Below are 18,580 nucleotides of genomic sequence, written 5' to 3' on the forward strand. Positions count from 1 at the left end.
CCGTCACCAACGGTCCCTACTCGGATAGTTCCCTTCCCCTCTGGATACGCGGCCGGGTTACACCTGAGGGCTTCCAGGTACGTGCCCCCGCCGTCCGGCGCACAGGACCGGCTCAGGGATAGAGCCCGGCCCGGAAGGTGAACGAGACGAGCTGTGCTCGATCTCGGGCGCCGACCTTCGTCATGGCGCGCACCGCATGCGTCTTCACGGTGAACGGCGACACGGACATCCGGGCCGCGATCTCGTCGTTGCCGAGGCCGCCGGCGATGAGAACGACCACGTCCCGCTCTCTGGGGGTCAGCGCGCCGAAGCGCCGCAGCAGCTCCCGGTCGATCACCGGCGGCGGGCTGTCGGTCATGTGCCCGATGAGCGCGGCGGCCGCGGCGGCCGACAGCGCACCGCCACCGCCGACGACCTCGGTGATTCCGGCGACGAGTTCAGCAGGACTCACGGTCTTGCTCAGGAAGCCGTTGGCGCCCGCGCGCAGCGCACCGAGAACGATGTCGTCCTGGTCGAAGGTGGTCAGTACGATCACCCGCGTCTTTTCGGGTGGGTGCTCCTCGCGGATCCGGCGGGTGGCTTCGACGCCGTCGATGCCGGGCATCCGGATGTCCATGAGGACCACGTCGACGGGGTGGTCCCGGAGGAAGGGCAGCACCTGCAGGCCGTCGGAGAGGTCCCCCACGACGACGAGACCCGGGTCGAGCCGAAGCATCGTCCGGATCCCCGCCCTGACGTCGTCCTGGTCGTCGACGATCAGAATCCGCGTCATCGGACGAGGGCTCCCAGGGGGCTGAACTCCGCGTGCACCCGGAATCGCCCGTGCTGACGATCGATCGTCAGCCGGCCGTGGGAGGACTCGACGCGTTCGCGCATTCCCACGAGTCCGAGTCCGCTGCCCGAGTCGGCGCCGCGGGGGGCGTGGGCGACGCGGTTCTCCACGGTGACGCAGATCCTGCCGTCACGCTCACGTACTTCCACCGTGGCTGTCCCCTCTCCGTGCCGGTAGGCGTTCGTGAGTGCTTCCTGCACGACCCGGTAGACCGTGACGCCGACGCTGGGCTCCACGAAACCCGTGGGGATGTCGAGGCGGGGGCGGATGTCGAGGCCGATGCTCTCGAAGGAGGCGAGGAGCCCTTCCAGGCCGCTGAGCGACGGGGTCGGCCGGAGCGCCTCGTCGTCGGCGACGTCGTCCCCGAGGCGGAGGAGCGACAGGATGCGCTGTGTTTCGACGATGACGGTGCGGGCGCTGGACCTGGCGGAGTCAAGGGCCTCCCGGGAAGACACCGCGTCTTCGGGCAGCCCGATTTCCGCGGCGCCCAGGTGCAGGCTCAGCATCGCGACCTGGTGACCGATGACATCGTGCAGGTCCCGGGCGATACGGAGCCGTTCCTCGGTCACGCGTCGGGTGGCTTCGCTCTCGCGGGTGGCGATGGCGCTCTCCGCCCGTTCCGCCAGGATCCACCAGTGGTCACGATGGATGCGCAGTGCGGCCCCTGACGCGCCTCCCGCCACGGCCGAGAAGAGGGCGGCGGCACCCACGACCGCCCCGCCACGGAATCCTCCCAGCGTCATGAACGCCCCCAGGAAGGACGCCGCCACGATGCCGGTCCCGGCCAGCGGCTGTTTCCCCCGGAGCGTCACCGAGAACAGCACGAGGACCGCCATCATCCACACCGACAGAGGGTCGCGGCCCACCGCCGTGACGGCGAAGGACGCCGCGCTCACCACCACCAGTCCCGCCCACGGCTTCCACCAGGAAAGGGCGACACCACCGCCGGCCAGGAGCACGGACAAGGCCGTCGGCCAGCCCGACCCCCTCACCAGCACCGCGACGATCTGGCCGGTGAACACCAGCGCGGCCACGGCGTAGGCGGCTCGGTGCAGCACCTCGGGGCGCCGGACCCACAGCGGTACCGCGGGCCCTTCCTCACTGCTTCGCACCTGGAGCATGAGGTCATTGTCGTTCACGTGTGCAACGGTCGTGTACTTCGAACGAAGTAGACGGCGACGTCGTTTCGGTCGAGGGAGGCATGGAATCCATGACATCGAAAATGGCGGGCACAACTACTTCGTTCGAAGTACGTGGGCCCGCCGAAAGCCGCTGAGACTCGTCATCGAGGCGACCGCCTCACACCGTCACGAGCACCACGGGACATCCGATGACGCAGACCACCGTGCCTTCACCGACTTCGACCACGACCGCGGCGACGCCCTCCGGGCTCCGATCCCTCCACCTGATCCGAGTCGCCTTCTCCCTCCTATGGGTGGCGCTGGTCCTCGCCACCTCCGCCTCGCTGGTGCCGACGGACAAGCCCACCGCGACCGCGGCCGTACTGCTCGTCGTCTACCCCCTGTGGGACGTCATCGCCACGCTCCTCGAGCGGCGCCTGTCCGGCACCGGCTCCACGGACCGCGTCACCACCGCCAACATCGCACTCGGCCTCGCCACCACCGCCGTAATGACCATCGCCGTCTTCTCCACCATCAGGACGACCCTTGTCGTGTTCGGCGCCTGGGCTCTCCTTTCCGGAGCGATCCAGCTCGTCGTGGCGATCCGCCGCCGACGCAGCGTCGGCGCCCAGTGGCCCATGGTCATCAGCGGCGGCCAGTCCGTCCTCGCGGGTGCCGCCATAGCCGCCATGTCCGCCTCGGCGACGAGCCACCTGTCCACCGTCGCTGGCTACTCAGCCTTCGGTGCCTTCTGGTTCCTCGTCTCCGTCATCACCCTGAGCATCCGCGCCCGACGCGAAGAGCGCTGACATCCGGGCTGACCCTCGATCAGGGGAGAGCTCGGGGAGGCTCCGAGGAGCAGCCGAGGCTCGCACGGCATAAAATGACATGAGGAAGGTACCGCCGTCTCCATTGAGCCGCCTCCCGAGAGCGTTCCGCCCTTCGCACCGTGGTCCGATGGGTAGAGGAGGGACGATGTCCGTTGCGCAGATGGATGCAGCGAAGCAGGAGGCGTTCGCGGGACGCATGATCGAGGTCGTCAACGACACGTGTCTGGGGCTGATGGCCGGCCTGGGTCATGAGACGGGCCTGTTCGACACGATGGCGGGCATGGCGCCCGCCACGAGCACGGCAATCGCCCAGTCGGCAGGTCTGAACGAGCGCTACGTCCGGGAGTGGCTGGGCGCGATGGTGACCGGCGGCATCGTCGACTACGAGCCCGCGCAGGCCACCTACGCGTTGCCACCCGAGCACGCCGCCTCGCTGACCCGCGCTGCCGGGCCCGACAACCTGGCCCGCATCGCCCAGGACTTCGGCATGATGGGCGAGGTCGAACAACAGGTGGCGGATGCGTTCCGCACCGGAGCCGGGGTGCCGTACTCGGCGTACCCGCGTTTCCAGGCGCTCCAGGCGGAGGAGTCCGGGGAGGTCTTCGACCTGGCGCTGGTGAACGGGATCATCCCGCTGGTACCCGGTCTCCCCGAGCGGCTGACCGAGGGGATAGACGCGCTGGACATCGGTACCGGCCAGGGCCACGCGGTCAACGTACTGGCCAAGGCGTTTCCCGCCAGCCGCTTCCACGGCCTCGACAGGTCCGAGGACGGCATCGCCACCGCACGTGCCGAAGCCGCCACTTGGGGCTTGGACAACACCGACTTCCGGGTCGGTGACAGCGCCGAGCTGACTGGCTCCTACGACCTCATCACGGCGTTCGATGTCATCCACGACCTCGCCGAGCCCGCGCGTACTCTCGCTGCCGTCGCCGGCGCCCTCAAGGACGACGGCGTGTTCCTGATGGGTGACATCGCCGCGTCGAGCCGCCTGGAGGAGAACATCGACCACCCGCTGGGCCCCGGCCTCTACACGTTCTCCGTCTTCTACTGCATGAGCGTCTCTCTCAGCGAGGGTGGCGAGGGCCTGGGCACCGTGTGGGGCGAGCAGACCGCCCGGCAGATGCTCCGTGAGGCAGGGTTCAGCCAGGTGGACACCCAACGCGTCGAAGGCGACATCCTGAACGTCTACTACGTCGCCCGGCGCTGACTGCGCGCCACGAGGCGTGCCGGTCCCACCGCCGCAGGCCGGCCAATCCAGGACGACGGCGACGCCGTGACCACACCAGCCCTACCAAGATCATCTCACCCGGGACCAGCAGTCTTGGGACCACCCCATAGGGTGAGCGGATGGTCGAACGCGGCGTAGGGAAGATACGGGCGGTGTTGCCTGCCCACACGATCGAGGTCGGGACCGAGTCGCTGGACCGGCCGGCGCGAAACTCGGTGGGTGGGTGGCCTTTCCTCGACGACACCCAGCAATGGCCCGAGTGCTTCTGCGGTGAGCGGATGGCCCTGTTCTTCCAACTCGACGTGCCCCCGGACCTTCAGCACTTCGGCGGAGACCACCTGCTGGTCTTCCACTGCCGTGCGCACAACGACGCATCCGACCCCCAGTTGGCAGGCGGCCGGCTCGTGCCCCGGTACTGGGACGCTCCGCAGCCGCCCTACCCGGGTCCGTTCTGGCGGGTGCTGCTCCAGCGCCACGCAGCGCTGCCGGTAGCGGAGGTCGAGCCGTCCCTGTGTGCCCGACCGCTGAGGCTGCAGCCTCTCGTGGACACCCCCGACCCGCGCGGGCTCGGAGCGCAGACGTTCAAGGTCGGCGGTGCGCCGTCCTGGGCGCAGGATCCCGAGCAGTTCAGGTGCGCGTGCGGGGCCGACTTGGTGTACATCTGCCAGGTGCCGGAAGGCATGGAATTCGCTGTGCATCCCGGCCTTCCAGAGCAGCCATACAGCATCGGTGCCGACACGTACAACCTGTTCCTGGCCAACGAGGTCTACCTGCTGGCATGCCCGGACCACTGTGATCCGGCGGCGGTCTGGCCGGTGAACCAGAACTGACCCCCGGCATCACCGACCCGCACCACCCCGTCGGAGCCCATAGGCCGGTTACTCCACCCCACACTTCGCCAACGATGTGATCGCCGTCCTCGACGACCTGGGCATCGAACGCGCTGATGTCTACGGCACCTCCATGGGCGGGCGGGTCGCCCAATGGATCGCCGCCCTTCATCCCGAACGCATCCGTCGCCTGGTTCTCGGCTGCACAACTCCGGGCGGTCTGCACAGTGTTGAACGGGACGTCTCCGTACGGCGCCTGCTTGCGCAATCCGACCCGCGAGCGGCACGCGATGCGCTGATCGACCTCATGTACTCGCCCGCCTGGCGCGCCACCCACCCCGGCCCGTACAACACCCTCGGTGATCCCGAAATGCCTGCGCACGCCCGACGGGGCCATCTGGCGGCCAGCAACCAACACGATGCCTGGGACGTCCTCCCGCAGATCAGGGCACGCACCCTCGTCCTCCACGGCGACCAGGACCGCATGGCGCCGCCGGACAACGTCCCCCTGCTGGCCTCCCGTATCCCCGACGCACGCACCCACCTCTTCCGTGGCGCCCGGCACGCGTACTTCGAGGAATGTCGCACGCAGGCGAGCGCGCTGGTCTCGGCTTTCGTCACGGAGTGAAGGGAAGGCGCGCGGTGGCCGCCGAACCATCGGCGGCCACCACGCGAAGTTGTCAGGCGTCAGGTGTTGTTGGCGAGGTTCTGCAGGCCGGCGTAGGCGCCGTTGAAGTAGTCCTGGTCGCCGGGGAAGACGCCGGAGTCGGCGTGCTGCCAGAAGGTGTAGAAGCCCCAGCCGGACGGCAGGGTGCCTGGTGCGGAGGCATAACGCGCGATGAACAGGGGGTCGTTGGACGCGTAGGCGGCCGTGTTGCCGGTGCAGGTGGTCCACCAGTTCGTGGTGGTGTAGATCGTCGCCCAGCGGGTGGTCTTCGCGTGCACCTCGTTGATGAAGGAGGTGATCCAGCTCCGCATCGACGCCTGGCTCAGTCCCCAGCACGTGGACGTCGGACCGTATTCGATGTCCAGCATGGGCGGCAGGGTCTTGCCGTCCTTGGACCAGCCGCCACCGTGGGCGACGAAGTAGTCGGCCTGAGCGGCACCGGTGGAGGTGTTGGGCGTGGCGAAGTGGTAAGAGCCGCGGATGAAGCCGGCGTTGTACGAACCGGTGTAGTTCGCTGAGAAGTTGGGGTCCCGGAAGGTGGTGCCCTCGGTGGCCTTCATGTAGACGAAGCGGCCTCCGTTGGCGTAAGCACTCCCCCAGTTGATCGCCCCCTGGTAGTGGCTCACGTCGAAGCCGAGGGTCTGGGTGACGGCGGGGGTCACCGTACCGCTGCCGGCCGACCGGCCCTCGTGGGCCGCCACGGTGGAGCCCATCCAGTCGAGTTCGGGGTGGGCGAGCTGCCCGCTCGGGGCGGGGCGGGCGCCGGCCGCGGAGGGGACCGCTGCGAGCAGGGCCAGCAGGACGATGAGCGTGCCGCCGATGGCGGCCAGGGGACGGCTCAGCCCTGATTGCTGCCGGGAGCCGTGTGGGGGGACGTGCATGTGGCGCCTCCTTGAACGACGGAGAGGGAATTGGCGTGGCCATGCCAGGAGGACGCTACGCAGGAAGTTTCAGGGCAGGGAAGGGCTGCGCTCCACGCCTTTGGTCCACTCCTGTGAAACCACACCGCGATCCGCGCGGCGAAAGCCCGGCAGCAGCTGTTCAGGCACCAACAAACCGGTTTTCATGCGCTGCCACGCGGACCGTGGATTCTTTGCTCGACGGAGGCGCCTGATGAGGTACGGGCGACACACGGTCGGCGGGACTGCTGTGGCGGGGGCTTCACGCCTGACCGACCCTGGATGGCAAGGGACACCGACGAGCGGGCCGACAGAAGGAGACCGTTTCATGGCCATCACCACGACCGACCACTCGGTCCCTCACACGTCGACCGTCCCCGCGAACGCGGGCGAGAAGGTGGAGCTGTTCGTACGAGAACACGACGGCGCACCCTCCGGCCCCCCGGCGAACCGCAAGGTCGTCCTCATGCTGCACGGCAGGAGCGTTCCGGTCCTGGCGGGCTTCGATCTCCAGCACACCTCGTACGGCTGGGCCAAGGCCATCGCACAGGCCGGCTACGACGTCTTCATGATGGACCTGCAGGGCTCAGGCCGGTCGCCCCGTCCACGGATGGAGGATCCCTGCAATGTCAATCCAAGCCAGCAGTCTGCCGTCACTCCCCCGCTGACGGGCTCGCGCACCCCGAGCTACCCGTACGTGCTGAACAACTCCCAAAGCGACCAGGACGAGGTCAGCACCGTCGTCGAGTACATCTGCACCAAGCGCTCCGTCTCAAAGGTCGCCTTCATCGGCTGGTCGGCGGCCGCGTTCGCCATGGGCCCGTACGCGATCAAGCACCCGGGGCGGGTGGAGAGCCTGTTCCTCCTCGCCCCGATCTTCCCCCCACTGGGCCCCTCGAACCCGCCGACCCTGCCGGCACCCGGCTTCCCCACTCACGTGCTGACCCGCACGGGCCTCGATCAAGCGTGGCAGAAGGAATTGAAGTGTACGGGCCAGCGCGAGCCCGGCATGCTCGACGTCGCGTGGGGCGCGCTGATGGACAACGATCCGATCGGCCGTACCTGGGGAAAGATCGACTCGTCCGGGCACCCTGCGGGCGCCAGCCGCTACCGGAACTTCGTGTCATGGGGCTGGAACAAGACCACCGCCGGACAGGGCGGTGTCCTCGGCGGAAGCGTGCCTGCGCTGATCGTGCACGGCGAGCACGACCAGACGGCCAACACCACACCGCCCAACCCCAATCCTGCGCTCGACTTCCACGTCCCCGCCCTCTACGACGCCATCACGGGAACTCACAAACTCCTTGTCACGATGAAATGCGCCGGCCATTCGATGCCGTGGGAAAGCCAGCACAAGAACCTGCACAACCTGTCGAAGCACTGGCTCCAGCACACCAGAGTCGACGGGAAGACCGAGGGTCGCTTCGAGATGGACCAGAACGGCAACATCAGCCCGGCGCCATGAACCCGGCGGCACCGGCCCCGGGACGTCTACCGCGGTCCCGCCTCGTCGGCCTGGCGGTCCGCCGCTGAGGTTCGCCGGGCACGGGGTACCACGGGCCGGGCTCGTGGTGCCGCGGGTGGTCGGGGTGATGCCGCTTGTGCCAGGCGGTGTTGCAGGTCGATGTGCCGGAACTGGTAGACCGATCCGACCTGCCGCAGCGCGCCGCGGTGTTCGTGGGCGTCGGCCAGGAAGGCCGGGAGGTTCCTCGGCATACGCCGCCGCACGGCGAGGCTGTGGCGGGAGACGGTCTCGTACCACCAGGCGGTCTGGCCGAGTGCGGCTCCCAGCCCGACAGTCACGCCGTAGGCCACGACCCGCATCAGGAGCTGGACGGACCCCAGGGACAGCCCGTGCCTGTCGGGTACGTCACGGCCGATGCCGTAGCGCATGCCGCCGACCAGCAGGTACTCGGCTCCGTAGCACAGCAGGAACGCCATGCCGACGGCCGTGCCGACCGCGGTCCACAGCCACCGCCAAGTGCGCCGGTCCTGGGCCAGCAGGGCTTTGGGGCCCACGGCGGTCGCCAGGTCGGCCGACTCGCCGCGCAGCCCGCGGACGAGTCCGACGGCGAGCCCGTAGGCGCAGCTGAAGGCGAGCATCACGCCGAGGGTGTACGAGGGGTTGCCGGTCAGCCAGCTCTGCAGGCGCAGCGCGGCCAGATGCGTGAGGCCGATGGCCGACCCGCCGGCCAGGCCGATGGCGAAGCCCCGCAGGTCCCAGGCCCATCGCGTCCGGATCGCCGGTACGGGTCCCGTATCGTGCACGGGCCCGTCCATCGACCGCGGGCGGCCTCTGCCGCCGATCAGCCAACCACCGGTGGCGTAGACGCCCGCGCTCAGCAGTGCCCCGGCCAGCGCGGCCGCGGACCCGTAGGCCGGGCGGAAGGCGAACCAGAGGGCGCCGCCGCACACCAGCCCGCCGGCGAACGGCCGCCAGTCCCGGCGCCGTTGGGTATCCGCCCCGCCGCGGCGCCGAGGTCCGCCACGGGCGGTGAGTGTGGCCACGGCGCCGCCCGCGAAGCCGTACGCCAGCCCGCTGGCCGCCGGGATGAGCAGCGCCGCGGGCCGTCCGGTGGACAGCACCGCGGTCACGCCCTCCAGCACTCCCCCGGTGACACCGGCGACCAGCCCGCAGCCCAGACCACCGGCCGTCCCACCGGCCATCCCGCCGGCGAGACCGCCCACGATCGCGGCCGGCGGCCCGGTCAGCCAGCCGCTGGGCAGGCCCGTCCACAGCGCCACCACCCACCCCGCCAGCCCTGCTGTCAGCCACGCCACCACACCCAACAGCACACCGGTGAACGCCCGCAGCACCCGCGGCGGCAGCGCCCGGTGCAGCTGCCACCAGCCGATGTCGGGCGTGCCTCCCAGATCGCCCTGCAGGTGCCCGGCCAGCCAGGTCAGGGTGCGCCGGGCCTGCTCCGGGGACCAGCGGCAGGGGTAGCGCGGATGCGGCCGGTAGGCGGCGGCCAGGAACGCGTCGAGCAGATGAGCCCGCACCGCGGCCCGGTCCGGGAACCGCCGCCGGTCGCACAACTGCGCCGGATCCGGCAGCGCCGTGGCCCGTTCACCGGGCCGGGGGTTGTAGACGGTCCGCGCCAGAAAGAGCATCAGCGGGGTGTCCAATGCCCCAGCCACCGGGTCGTCGGTGCCCAGACGCTCGATGACCGGTGCCCAGCGGTCCGCCGCCTGGGTACGGCGTCCGCCCGCGTCCCGCAGCAGCCACCCGGCGGCATCTCCGGCCCGCAACGGCAGCAACTCCACCGCCGCCGCCCCCGACAGCATCGTCGGCACTCCCGAGGGGGGCGAAAGCGCCTGCCGGTATTCGTTCACCCTGCTGGACAGCACCACCGGACGGCCCAGCGGCAGCGCGGCGTTGAGCTCGTCCAGCGCGATCCCCCGGTACGGCGGCGGGATCTCGTCGAACCCGTCGAGCACCGGCAGGATCAGCCCGTGCTCCAGCAACTCCCGTGCCCCGTCCGCCCGCTGACCGCCCAGCCCGGCGTAGTCGCGCGCCAGCCGCTCGGCCATCCAGCTCTCCAGGCTCTGCTCGCCCGGACTCCACGAAGCCAGCGGAAAGAGCACCGGCACCGGGCTGCCGTCGGCGCGCCGCTCCAGCAGCGCCAGCAGCAGTCGCACCAGCAGCATGGTCTTGCCCGTGCCCGGCTCGCCGAGCACGAGCAGCCGCCGGGTCGGCAGCCGCTCCAGGAACACCTCAGCGATCTCCGCACCGGCCCCCGCCAGTTGCTCCGGGCTCTCCGCCCACCCGTCCGGCGCCGACGGTGGTCCGCCCGGCCATGCCGTGGCCATCTCCTGCAACAGCGGCCAGGACTCGCCGAGTTCGGGGCCCGCGGCACGCCGGGCCACCGGCAGCGGATAGGGATCGTTCAGCCGCCGTACGCGTACCTCGGACTCCCACTGCCCACGCACGGCAACCGCCAACTGGTCAGCACTGGTTTGCGGCGTGTGCCGGGCCGCGGCATCCAGCCGCCCGGACCGGAACGCCGCCCACGACAGATACAACCCGCCCAGCGACGGCAGCACCGCCGCCGCCATCTGCGGCACCCCCAACCCGAACCCGTACGCGACCAGCAACGCCCCGGCCAACCCGCCCACCGCAAGCACCAGATAGACCAGACCGTCCCGCCGGGCCCGCGCATCCGTCCCCATGACCGCGAGTATTCAGCGCCCGCCACCGGCCGGACCCACAACATCCCGCGGCGTCCCACTCCCGAGTGAACACGCGCTGGGCGAGGAGTCGCTTGCCGCGGTTCGCATAGGGTGACTCCGGCTGCCGGCACGTGCGGGCGCCGGAACGGAAGGCAACCCCCGTGAGCGCGCGTTTCGAGGAGATCGACTGGCGCCCGACGCCGATGGGTGTGATCAGCCTGCGCCGCCGCCGCGACCCGGCGACGGGCGAGGACATCCATGAGGTGAAACTCGGCGACGAGTTCCTCATGTCCAGTCTCTTCACGGCAGGCGAGATCGCGCTGACCGACCTCGGCCTGGCGGGCCTCACCGCCACCCAACTGGACGTGGTGGTCGGCGGGCTCGGCCTCGGCTACACCGCCCGGGCGGCGCTGGACGACCCGCGGGTCCGCTCACTGATCGTCGTCGACACCCTCGGCGAGGTCATCGACTGGCACCAACGCGGGCTGGTGCCGCTGGGCGCCGGGCTGTCCGCGGATCCCCGCTGCCGACTGGTGCAGGGTGACTTCTTCGCCATGGCCACCGGCCCCGACGGCTTCGATCCGCAGGATCCGGGGCGCCGCTTCCACGCCGTCCTGCTGGACGTCGACCACTCACCCCGGCATGTGCTGCACCCGCGCCACGCCGCGCTCTACCGGCCCGAAGGGCTGCGCGCCCTCGCCGACAGGCTGCACCCCGACGGCGTCTTCGCCCTCTGGTCGAACGACCCGCCGGACGCGGACTTCACCGCGGACCTCGCCGACGTCTTCCCGGCCTGGGCGGCCCATGTCGTGGACTTCGACAACCCGCTTCAGGGAGGAACGTCGGCCAACACCATCTACGTGGCCCGGAAGGCGGCCACCCCGAACCCACCCGGCACCACCTGAGGCAGGTGCGGCCCCCTCAGCTTCCCGGCTGCCGAAGGGCCGCACACACCGGCCGTACACACCGGCCGTACGGCCGCGGGCAGTGGTCGCACCGACTGCCCGCAACCGCACCACCGGGATCAGCGGACGTGCACCGACACCACGTCAGAAGTGTGCAGGCGTACGGGATGCCGGTCGTTCTTGCTGGTCAGGCCGTACAGCACCGCGCGGAACCGCAGGGTCCCACGGCCCGCGGAGGTGCCATGCGCGACCACTCGCGTGTCGCCCCGGACGACGGCGCTGCAGTTCTCCTGGTGCCACCCCTCACCGAAGCCGTTCTCCTCCAGACACAGCTGATGCAGGTAGCCGGCGCTGTCGTCGCCGCCGTGCGCCGTGACGGTGATCGTCTTACCCACGTGCGCCGTACGGGGCGCCGTGATGTCCACACTGCCCTTCGCGAACGCCGGTACAGCGGCCACCGTCACCGAGGCCAGAGCCAGCGCACCGATCACGGCCCCCCGGCGTCCCCACGCCTTCATCCCGGTCTTCTTCGTCCTGGTCATGGACGTTCCCTCCCGCGGATCTCCCCGACATCGTGAGACCCGCACCCCTTGTGTGCGACAGCGCCCGATTGCGCCCTCGCCGATCATTCAGAGGGGCGTCTCCTGCTGCCCGTTGCGCCCGCCCGGCATCGTTACCGTTCCACGACAATCAGCGGATGAGTGCGATCAGAGCCCGATGCCCCGAAGGGCCGTAGTGGTCTTGCCGGTGCGTTCACGGAGGAGCACGCGCAGGGTGTTGGGGTGCTCGTAGCCGACCTTCCGGGCGATCGTCTCGAGGGACAGTTCGGTGGTGCGCAGCAGGTGGGACGCGCGTTCGATCCTCAGGTCCTGGATGAAGCGGATCGGTGAGGTTCCCAGGGTGCGCTGGACGGAACGCTGCAGTGTGCGGTTGCTGACGCCGATGGACTTGGCGGCGTCGGGGATGCTGATCGGCTCGGCGAGGCGTTCGCGGGCCCACCGTTCGAAGGCCGCGACGGTGGGGTCACTTTGGGCCAGAGCGCTGGGGATGGTGTACGCCGACTGGGACGGGCGTTCGTCGACCACCAGGTAGCGCGCCACCAGATCGGCCAATGCGGGGCTTCCCGCTCGGACGATCGCCAGCGCGAGGTCGACGTGTCCGAAGGCCGCACCCGCGGTGGTGACGCCGTCCGATGCGATGACCATGCGGCTCTGATCGAGCTGGACCTTCGGATACCGCGCACGGAAAACCGGTGCCAGCCACCAGGTGGTGGTGGCGCGCAGGTCGTCCAGGACGCCCGCTTCGGCCAGGAGGAAGGTTCCGGTGCAGGCCGAGGCCATGGCCGTACCGCGTTCGCGGGTGCGCGCGATCAGATTCCGGACGGGAAGCGTCTGATCACCGCCGACCTGGTCGAGCAGCGCCGCGGGGCGGCGTTCCGCAAGGGCGGGCACGATCAGAAGGTCCACCGCCTCGGCGTGCGCGAGGGGTTCGGCGGTGACCAGGTGTCCGGCGCCGGTGCGTACCTGGGGCTGGAGGCCGACCGTGGTCACGTCCCACGACGGAGGTTCGCAGATCCTCTCGCCCATCGCGCCGGCCTCCTCGCCCATCGCGTTGGCGCCGTCCAGTACGTCAAGGATCGCCGCGAGGCCGGAGTCGAACACCCCGTCGCAGACCAGAACCGCAACCTTCATGGCGTAAACACTATCAACGATGTCGTTTCTGCCACTGATGTGGCCACTGACCAGCGCCGTAGGTTCGCTGTGCGCCGGAGATCCGGCGGCTTTCCCACACAAGGAGTGACCACGATGAAGATCGGTCTGCTGGCACGTATCGAGGCCAGGCCGGAGCACGCCGACAAGGTCGAGGCGATGCTGCGCGACGCGGTGGCGTTGGCCGAGCAGGAGCAGCACACGGTGACCTGGTTCTCGTTCCGCCAGGACGCCACCACCTTCGGTGTGTTCGACACCTTCGACGACGAGCGGGGACGGCAGGGCCACCTGGAAGGCAAGATCGCCGCCGCGCTGATGGGAGCCGCGGAGACCATGCTCAGCTCGGCTCCGGTCATCACGCCGGTGGACCTCCTGGGGGTCAAGGTCTCCTGACGGACTCCCCGGCCGGGGCGATAGCTCCGCCAGAGCCGTGTCGCCGATGGTAATTTGCATCCGCGTTCGAGCATGGCCGGGCCATGCGGGTCGGTGGTCGGGACTGCCGAGGTGCCCCGGGTGTTGATCTCCTGGGCCGTCACGACGAGGAGAGTGCCCGTGGTTCCGACGTGGAGGATCGAGGCGTACGTTCGCGCCGGCGCGCCGGTCACCGCCCCGGTCACCAAGTTCGGAGGCCAGCCGGTGTGGCTCTCCGAGCCGCAGTGGCCGGTCAACGACGCATGGGACGAGCCGATGCGCTTCATCTGCCAGATCGAGCTCGGACCAGTGCTCGGCGACGTGGGGCGAGACAGGCTGGCGTACGTCTTCGTGACGCACGCGGAGCACGGCGACGAGACGTTCTTCGACCCCGACATCGCCTTTCCCGAGGAAGGCGCGAACGCGGTCATCGTGCAGCCCGGTGGCATCTACGGTGGTTCAACGCTCCCGAGAGCCACCGGGCCCAGCCTGTACCACGAGGATGGGACCGAGGCCGAGTACACCGTCCGGCTCCGGCCGGACACCGACCCCGACTTCCGTCCCCAGCACGACCACGGTCAGCCGCCGCCCGACGACCACGATCAGTACTGGGACCAGATCACCGGTGACAAGATCGGCGGAACACCGGCGTTCTTCCAAGGCGACGAATGGCCCGACGGCGGCCCCTGGACACTGGCGCTGCAGCTCGACCCCAACTTCCAGCCGTTCCACCTCAACCTCGGCGCCGCGCCTACCGCGTTCGCGTTCGTCTCGCCCGACGCCGAGCAAGGCCGGATGCTCATACAAGACACCTGACCCGGGGAGTGAATCGGGAAGCGCCCATCAGCTCGGCCGGGAGCGTGCTGCGGCCGGGGCCCGCCGGGCCGCCGTACAGGGGAAAGAAGAGGGGCCGACCCGGGACGTGCGGCCCGCCTGAGCGTCAGCCCACCTGACGTCTGATAGGGAATATCCCACGTGCCGCCGTCTTGCCCTCCAGGGGCGGCGCACAGGTGACACCCCGCGTTCGGACCTCGCGGCCCGGCACTGCTCACCAGCGCCGGCCTGGCGTCGTGCGACCGCAGGGCACCGGTCCTCTCCCCCGAACCCCACCGAACGAGGAAGCCCCCAGCCGTGGACATGAAACTCGAGGTCGTCGTGGTGCCCGTGTCCGACGTCGGCCGGGCCAAGGACTTCTACACCGGGCTGGGCTGGCGACTCGACGCGGACGTCGCCCCTGACGACTCGTTCCGGGTGGTCCAGGTGACTCCGCCCGGTTCACCGACATCGGTCATCTTCGGCACCTCGGTCACCGAGCAGGCGCCCGGTTCGGCACGCGGACTGCACTTGGTGGTCGATGACATCGAAGCCGCCCGCGAGGAACTGGCACGCCACGGCGCCGAGCCGGGCGAGATCTTCCATGACGCAGGTGGCGTCTTCCACCACGCCGGTACCGACGCCCGGGTACCCGGCCCGGCATCGGAGCGGACGAGCTACGGCTCGTTCCTGTCCTTCAGCGACCCCGACGGGAACGGCTGGCTGCTGCAGGAGATCACCGAACGCCTCCCGGGCCGGCTGGACCCCGCCACGACGGCTTTCTCCTCTGCCGACGACCTGGCCGCCGCCCTGCGCCGAGCCGCGGCCGCGCACGGCGAACACGAAGCACGCACCGGCGCGGAGGACCCGAACTGGCCGGACTGGTACGCCCGGTACATGGTCAGCGAACAGGCCGGCACGAACCCACCGCTGTGACCCCTCGCGACCACAAGGAGAACGCGATGTCGGATCCGTTGAATGCCGCGCTTTCGGGACAGGCGCCGGCGGCGCTCGCCGAAGACGTCTCTCTCGCGACGCCGCTGACCGCACCGCGTATCGCCGGCCGCGAGGCGGCCTCGGCCGCTCTCAGGGCGTACCAAAAGGCGCTCGCCAAGGGCGAGGCGACAGCCCGGCTCAAGGGCGGCGGGTTGGAGGGGGTGGTGTACAGCGCGAGCGCCGACGGTCAGACGGCGGAGATTCTGGCGCTGGCCGGGTACGACACCACGGGCCTGATTGCCACCGTCGACGTCTACGGTCGGCCGTGGCCGTACATGGCCGCGCTGCGGGAGGTGATCTCGGAAACGGACCCCGCGCTCGCGGATCCCGACCTCGGAACCGGGCCGTATACGCCGGAGGGGCCCACGCCGGTATGGGTCGAACACCCGGCCGTCCCGCCGCTGGCGCAGGATGTCACCCTGTACTCCCCGATCCTGAGCGAGGAGCCAACGGGAAAGGCCGTCGTCGGGCCCATCCTCGAAGCAGCGGCGCGCAGTTACAGCGACCTCAAGGTTCGCGCCGTTCTCGACATCGAGGGCCGATCGGGATTCGCCGTGGTGATCGACGAACTCGTGGACGGCCATGTGCAGCAACTCGTCGAGATGTTCACCCTCAACGCGGAGGGCGAAGTCGGGGAGATCCGCATCTTCACCCGCCCATGGCTCGTGACCGCCCACTTCCGCAAGAGGATGTACGCCCTGCTGAAGACCGATCTCGGACCCGAGTACTGGATGGGGCCCGATCCCGCAGGTCCCTTGCCCGGCTGATGGGTCCGCGTCCCCTACGTCACTGAACGATTCCTTCGTACGCGGGCGCGCGGCTATGCTCGGCGGCCGTGAACTCCATTCCCGACATCGATGACGGCGCCGGGATATCCGCGCGGCCGACCCCGCGCGCGGAGCCCGGCCCGGACACGGGAGGCGGTGTCGTCAGCGGTTCGGGCAGCGGCCGGGCCGGGACGCCGTATCCACTGGCCGTGCGCCTCGCGGCAGCGGTCCTCGGCGTCGCGGCCGCCGCCGTGATGTGCTGGAGCGGGCTCAACCATGATGTGCGGTATGTGCTCGGCGGGATGCGGGCGAGCGGGCGCGGAGGCATTCCGGCTTCGGGGACGTTCGTCCACCGGCCGCTGGCGTACCGCTACTTGCTGTCCTGGCTCGACCACCTCAGCGCCGGTCCCGTCGCCGCACGTGAGGCATGGATCCGGCTGCTGGTGATCGTCGTGACGGCGGCGGTGGTGTGGTGGCTGCGGGCCGGGCTCGCACGTCATCTGCCGCGCCGCGAGGCGAACGCGGTGGCCGGAGGTATCGGACTGGCGCTGCTCTTCGCGCCTGCCTGGGACTTTCTGCAGCCGGAGTGGGTGGCCGTGCTGCTCGCGGTGGCCGGACTCGCCGCAGCGCTGGTGCTCCGGCGCACCTGGGTCGCCGCCGGTGTCGCGGGCGTGCTGATCGCGCTCGTGACGCTGGTGAAATACACGACCGCGCCCACGGCGCTGTTGCCGCTCGGCGCGCTGATCGCGCTGGACCGGCGCCGCGGTTGGTGGACCACGGCGGCCGCCGCCGTCGCCACTCCGGTCGGTTTCGCGCTGGCGATCCTTGTCCAGCCGCGCGAGTGGCGGTGGTTCAACGAACTGTCCGCGCTCAACCCCGACACCCCGTTGCAGCACGGCCTGCACTCCGCCGACGCGCACGCGCTGATCACCACGGTGGGCACCGAGGCCCTGATGAATCCGGTGGTCGCGTTGCTGCCCGCCGCCGTGGTGCTGCTGGCGCGCGGCAGTTCGTCGCGTCGCGCCCGCTGGGCATGGCCACTGCTGACGGCAGCCGGTGTCACGGGCGTGCTGGCGGCGCTGGTGGTGCAGGGCCAGTGGTTCCAGTACCACGTGGCCGCACTGCCGGTGCTGGCCGCCGCGTTGTGCTCGCTCGCCGTCGCCCGCCGCCCGGATCTGCCGCTGCTCGCCGGGGCGTTGCTGCTCGGCCTCACCGTCCCGCTGATCGCCGGGCAGTCCTGGAACTGGCGGCACGCGCACGAGACGGCCGCGTACACGCTGGTCTGCGTGGTCGTGGTGGTCACGCTCATCGCGGCCTGCCTGCGGGGGCGTTGGGGTACGAAGCGGCGCGGGCAACAGCCGGTCCTGCGTGGCGCCTTGCTGCGCTACGCTCCCGCCGTCGCGATCCCGCTCGCGCTGGCGATCCCGGTCTGGCCGACCACACCGTACTCGTACGACACCCGGCACTCGACCTTCACGGCGATCGAACGCGCGCGCACCCGGCACGAGTTGGGTGACTGGATGACAGGTGTCCGGCACCGTATCGGCGCGGACACACCCGTCACCTACCTGGCCTTCGGCGACGTCGGCTATCTGCTCGGCAATCCCACCCACTGCCGGTACCCCACCCCGGACTTCCTCCAGCGCACCCGCTACGACCGGTCGATCACCAGCCAGGTCAGCTACCGGGAGAACCTCCGCTGCCTCGACGACCCCACCTCACGCTACGCGGTACTCGACACCTCCTGGTTCCCCCTGGCGCAGGTCGCGCCCCAGGCCGCCACAGCGATCCGCCACCGCTTCGACTGCGCGCACCCCGTCGCCGCACTGCCCGCCTTCCACCTGCTGATCTGCCCGCGCCGCTGAAGCGCGCCCGGGCACTGAGCCCCCGGCCGACCTCGCGCGAGGACGGCACCGTCGGGCCTACTCTTCGACCGGCAGACCGACCCCGCGGGCGAGCACGCCCAGGCTCCGGCGCAGCCGCTCGCGCTCGGCAGGGGAAAGCCCGGCGGCCAGCTCCGCGTCGATGGCGTGCGCCTGAGCGGCGCACTCCTGCAGCAGGGCGCGGCCGCCCTCGGTGAGAGCGAGCATCTGGCGGCGGCGATCGGCCGGGTCGCGCTCGCGCGCCACCGCGCCCAGCGCCTGCAGCTGGTCGGTCAAGCTCACCACCAGGCTCGGCGCCACGCCCATCGCCTGCGCCAGTTCCAACTGCGAGGAGGCCGCGCCCGCGTCGAGTGCGGCGAGCAGCGCGACGTGCTTCGGCTTGAGACCGCGATCCTCGATCGCGGCGGTGAAGCGCATGGTGGCGACCGTGCCCAGGGTGCCGAGCCGGAAGGACAGCGAGGAGGTCAGCGAAAGGGGGTTGACGGCGCTCATGACACCGATACTATCTCCTCA

Annotated in this window: 17 protein-coding genes and 1 pseudogene; 11 read left to right on the top strand and 7 right to left on the bottom strand. The window is 70.2% G+C overall.

The features are described from left to right. Window positions 1-112 precede the first annotated feature (112 nt). A complete protein-coding gene (locus tag AB0M29_RS09430) occupies window positions 113-772 on the bottom strand; it encodes a response regulator transcription factor (RefSeq protein ID WP_365381339.1) in 660 nt (219 codons plus the stop codon). Then, window positions 769-1,953, bottom strand: a complete 1,185-nt coding sequence (locus AB0M29_RS09435) for a histidine kinase (protein WP_365381342.1) — start codon at window positions 1,951-1,953, stop codon at window positions 769-771. The genes AB0M29_RS09430 and AB0M29_RS09435 overlap by 4 nt, the downstream gene beginning before the upstream one ends. Window positions 1,954-2,162: 209 nt before the next feature. Here AB0M29_RS09435 and AB0M29_RS09440 point away from each other — a divergent pair, with 209 nt between their 5' ends. The 4 genes and pseudogenes from AB0M29_RS09440 to AB0M29_RS09455 all read left to right on the top strand — a co-directional run. Beyond that, a complete protein-coding gene (locus tag AB0M29_RS09440) occupies window positions 2,163-2,762 on the top strand; it encodes a DUF308 domain-containing protein (protein ID WP_365381344.1) in 600 nt (199 codons plus the stop codon). 166 nt (window positions 2,763-2,928) lie between these two features. Next, window positions 2,929-3,993, top strand: coding sequence for a class I SAM-dependent methyltransferase (locus tag AB0M29_RS09445; RefSeq protein ID WP_365381347.1), 1,065 nt, complete (start codon window positions 2,929-2,931; stop codon window positions 3,991-3,993). A gap of 140 nt (window positions 3,994-4,133) precedes the next feature. Beyond that, window positions 4,134-4,844 carry a hypothetical protein gene (locus AB0M29_RS09450; protein WP_365381349.1) on the top strand — a complete coding sequence of 237 codons (711 nt, stop codon included), beginning with the start codon at window positions 4,134-4,136 and terminating at the stop codon, window positions 4,842-4,844. Window positions 4,845-4,893: 49 nt separating this feature from the next. Next, window positions 4,894-5,472, top strand: a pseudogene (locus AB0M29_RS09455) (alpha/beta fold hydrolase); the annotation flags it as partial. A gap of 59 nt (window positions 5,473-5,531) precedes the next feature. Here AB0M29_RS09455 and AB0M29_RS09460 read toward each other — a convergent pair. Then, window positions 5,532-6,392: a GH25 family lysozyme gene (locus tag AB0M29_RS09460; protein WP_365381352.1), complete on the bottom strand. Its 861-nt coding sequence runs from the start codon at window positions 6,390-6,392 to the stop codon at window positions 5,532-5,534. 346 nt (window positions 6,393-6,738) lie between these two features. Between AB0M29_RS09460 and AB0M29_RS09465 the strand changes: the two genes are divergently transcribed. Next, window positions 6,739-7,875, top strand: coding sequence for an alpha/beta fold hydrolase (locus AB0M29_RS09465; protein ID WP_365381355.1), 1,137 nt, complete (start codon window positions 6,739-6,741; stop codon window positions 7,873-7,875). Between the two features lie 26 nt (window positions 7,876-7,901). Here AB0M29_RS09465 and AB0M29_RS09470 read toward each other — a convergent pair whose 3' ends face one another. Beyond that, on the bottom strand, window positions 7,902-10,583 hold the full coding sequence (locus AB0M29_RS09470) for an NACHT domain-containing protein (RefSeq protein ID WP_365381358.1): 2,682 nt from the start codon (window positions 10,581-10,583) through the stop codon (window positions 7,902-7,904). Window positions 10,584-10,744: 161 nt separating this feature from the next. On the opposite strand from AB0M29_RS09470, the gene AB0M29_RS09475 reads away from it, so the two are divergent. After that, complete coding sequence (locus AB0M29_RS09475) at window positions 10,745-11,488, top strand: spermidine synthase (protein ID WP_365381360.1); 744 nt, start codon at window positions 10,745-10,747, stop codon at window positions 11,486-11,488. A gap of 119 nt (window positions 11,489-11,607) precedes the next feature. Here AB0M29_RS09475 and AB0M29_RS09480 read toward each other — a convergent pair whose 3' ends face one another. Both AB0M29_RS09480 and AB0M29_RS09485 read right to left on the bottom strand, forming a co-directional pair. Then, window positions 11,608-12,030 (bottom strand): hypothetical protein, encoded by a 423-nt coding sequence (locus tag AB0M29_RS09480; RefSeq protein ID WP_365381363.1) that lies wholly within the window; start codon window positions 12,028-12,030, stop codon window positions 11,608-11,610. A 165-nt stretch (window positions 12,031-12,195) separates the two neighbouring features. Beyond that, window positions 12,196-13,179 (bottom strand): helix-turn-helix domain-containing protein, encoded by a 984-nt coding sequence (locus tag AB0M29_RS09485; protein WP_365381366.1) that lies wholly within the window; start codon window positions 13,177-13,179, stop codon window positions 12,196-12,198. A 114-nt stretch (window positions 13,180-13,293) separates the two neighbouring features. On the opposite strand from AB0M29_RS09485, the gene AB0M29_RS09490 reads away from it, so the two are divergent. From AB0M29_RS09490 to AB0M29_RS09510, 5 genes are all read left to right on the top strand, one after another. Next, on the top strand, window positions 13,294-13,590 hold the full coding sequence (locus AB0M29_RS09490; protein ID WP_365381369.1) for an antibiotic biosynthesis monooxygenase: 297 nt from the start codon (window positions 13,294-13,296) through the stop codon (window positions 13,588-13,590). A gap of 159 nt (window positions 13,591-13,749) precedes the next feature. Further along, a complete protein-coding gene (locus AB0M29_RS09495; protein WP_365381370.1) occupies window positions 13,750-14,424 on the top strand; it encodes a hypothetical protein in 675 nt (224 codons plus the stop codon). A 321-nt stretch (window positions 14,425-14,745) separates the two neighbouring features. Further along, window positions 14,746-15,357: a VOC family protein gene (locus AB0M29_RS09500; RefSeq protein ID WP_365381577.1), complete on the top strand. Its 612-nt coding sequence runs from the start codon at window positions 14,746-14,748 to the stop codon at window positions 15,355-15,357. A gap of 26 nt (window positions 15,358-15,383) precedes the next feature. Then, the gene (locus AB0M29_RS09505; protein ID WP_365381373.1) at window positions 15,384-16,184 is read left to right on the top strand and encodes a hypothetical protein; all 801 of its coding nucleotides are present in this window, start codon (window positions 15,384-15,386) and stop codon (window positions 16,182-16,184) included. A gap of 68 nt (window positions 16,185-16,252) precedes the next feature. Further along, a complete protein-coding gene (locus AB0M29_RS09510; RefSeq protein ID WP_365381376.1) occupies window positions 16,253-18,049 on the top strand; it encodes a hypothetical protein in 1,797 nt (598 codons plus the stop codon). Between the two features lie 57 nt (window positions 18,050-18,106). Here AB0M29_RS09510 and AB0M29_RS09515 read toward each other — a convergent pair whose 3' ends face one another. After that, window positions 18,107-18,559, bottom strand: a complete 453-nt coding sequence (locus AB0M29_RS09515; RefSeq protein ID WP_365381378.1) for a MarR family transcriptional regulator — start codon at window positions 18,557-18,559, stop codon at window positions 18,107-18,109. Window positions 18,560-18,580: the final 21 nt, after the last annotated feature.

Source organism: Streptomyces sp. NPDC051976, assembly GCF_040680795.1.
Classification (GTDB): domain Bacteria; phylum Actinomycetota; class Actinomycetes; order Streptomycetales; family Streptomycetaceae; genus Actinacidiphila.

Excerpts from the sequence above, each read along its gene's own strand:
- AB0M29_RS09485 (WP_365381366.1), bottom strand. The coding sequence starts at position 13,179 with ATGAAGGTTGCGGTTCTGGTCTGCGACGGGGTGTTCGACTCCGGCCTC.
- AB0M29_RS09450 (WP_365381349.1), top strand. The coding sequence starts at position 4,134 with ATGGTCGAACGCGGCGTAGGGAAGATACGGGCGGTGTTGCCTGCCCAC.
- AB0M29_RS09440 (WP_365381344.1), top strand. The coding sequence starts at position 2,163 with ATGACGCAGACCACCGTGCCTTCACCGACTTCGACCACGACCGCGGCG.
- AB0M29_RS09505 (WP_365381373.1), top strand. The coding sequence starts at position 15,384 with ATGTCGGATCCGTTGAATGCCGCGCTTTCGGGACAGGCGCCGGCGGCG.
- AB0M29_RS09460 (WP_365381352.1), bottom strand. The coding sequence starts at position 6,392 with ATGCACGTCCCCCCACACGGCTCCCGGCAGCAATCAGGGCTGAGCCGT.
- AB0M29_RS09500 (WP_365381577.1), top strand. The coding sequence starts at position 14,746 with ATGAAACTCGAGGTCGTCGTGGTGCCCGTGTCCGACGTCGGCCGGGCC.
- AB0M29_RS09435 (WP_365381342.1), bottom strand. The coding sequence starts at position 1,953 with ATGCTCCAGGTGCGAAGCAGTGAGGAAGGGCCCGCGGTACCGCTGTGG.
- AB0M29_RS09490 (WP_365381369.1), top strand. The coding sequence starts at position 13,294 with ATGAAGATCGGTCTGCTGGCACGTATCGAGGCCAGGCCGGAGCACGCC.
- AB0M29_RS09480 (WP_365381363.1), bottom strand. The coding sequence starts at position 12,030 with ATGACCAGGACGAAGAAGACCGGGATGAAGGCGTGGGGACGCCGGGGG.
- AB0M29_RS09470 (WP_365381358.1), bottom strand. The coding sequence starts at position 10,583 with ATGGGGACGGATGCGCGGGCCCGGCGGGACGGTCTGGTCTATCTGGTG.
- AB0M29_RS09465 (WP_365381355.1), top strand. The coding sequence starts at position 6,739 with ATGGCCATCACCACGACCGACCACTCGGTCCCTCACACGTCGACCGTC.
- AB0M29_RS09430 (WP_365381339.1), bottom strand. The coding sequence starts at position 772 with ATGACGCGGATTCTGATCGTCGACGACCAGGACGACGTCAGGGCGGGG.
- AB0M29_RS09515 (WP_365381378.1), bottom strand. The coding sequence starts at position 18,559 with ATGAGCGCCGTCAACCCCCTTTCGCTGACCTCCTCGCTGTCCTTCCGG.
- AB0M29_RS09445 (WP_365381347.1), top strand. The coding sequence starts at position 2,929 with ATGTCCGTTGCGCAGATGGATGCAGCGAAGCAGGAGGCGTTCGCGGGA.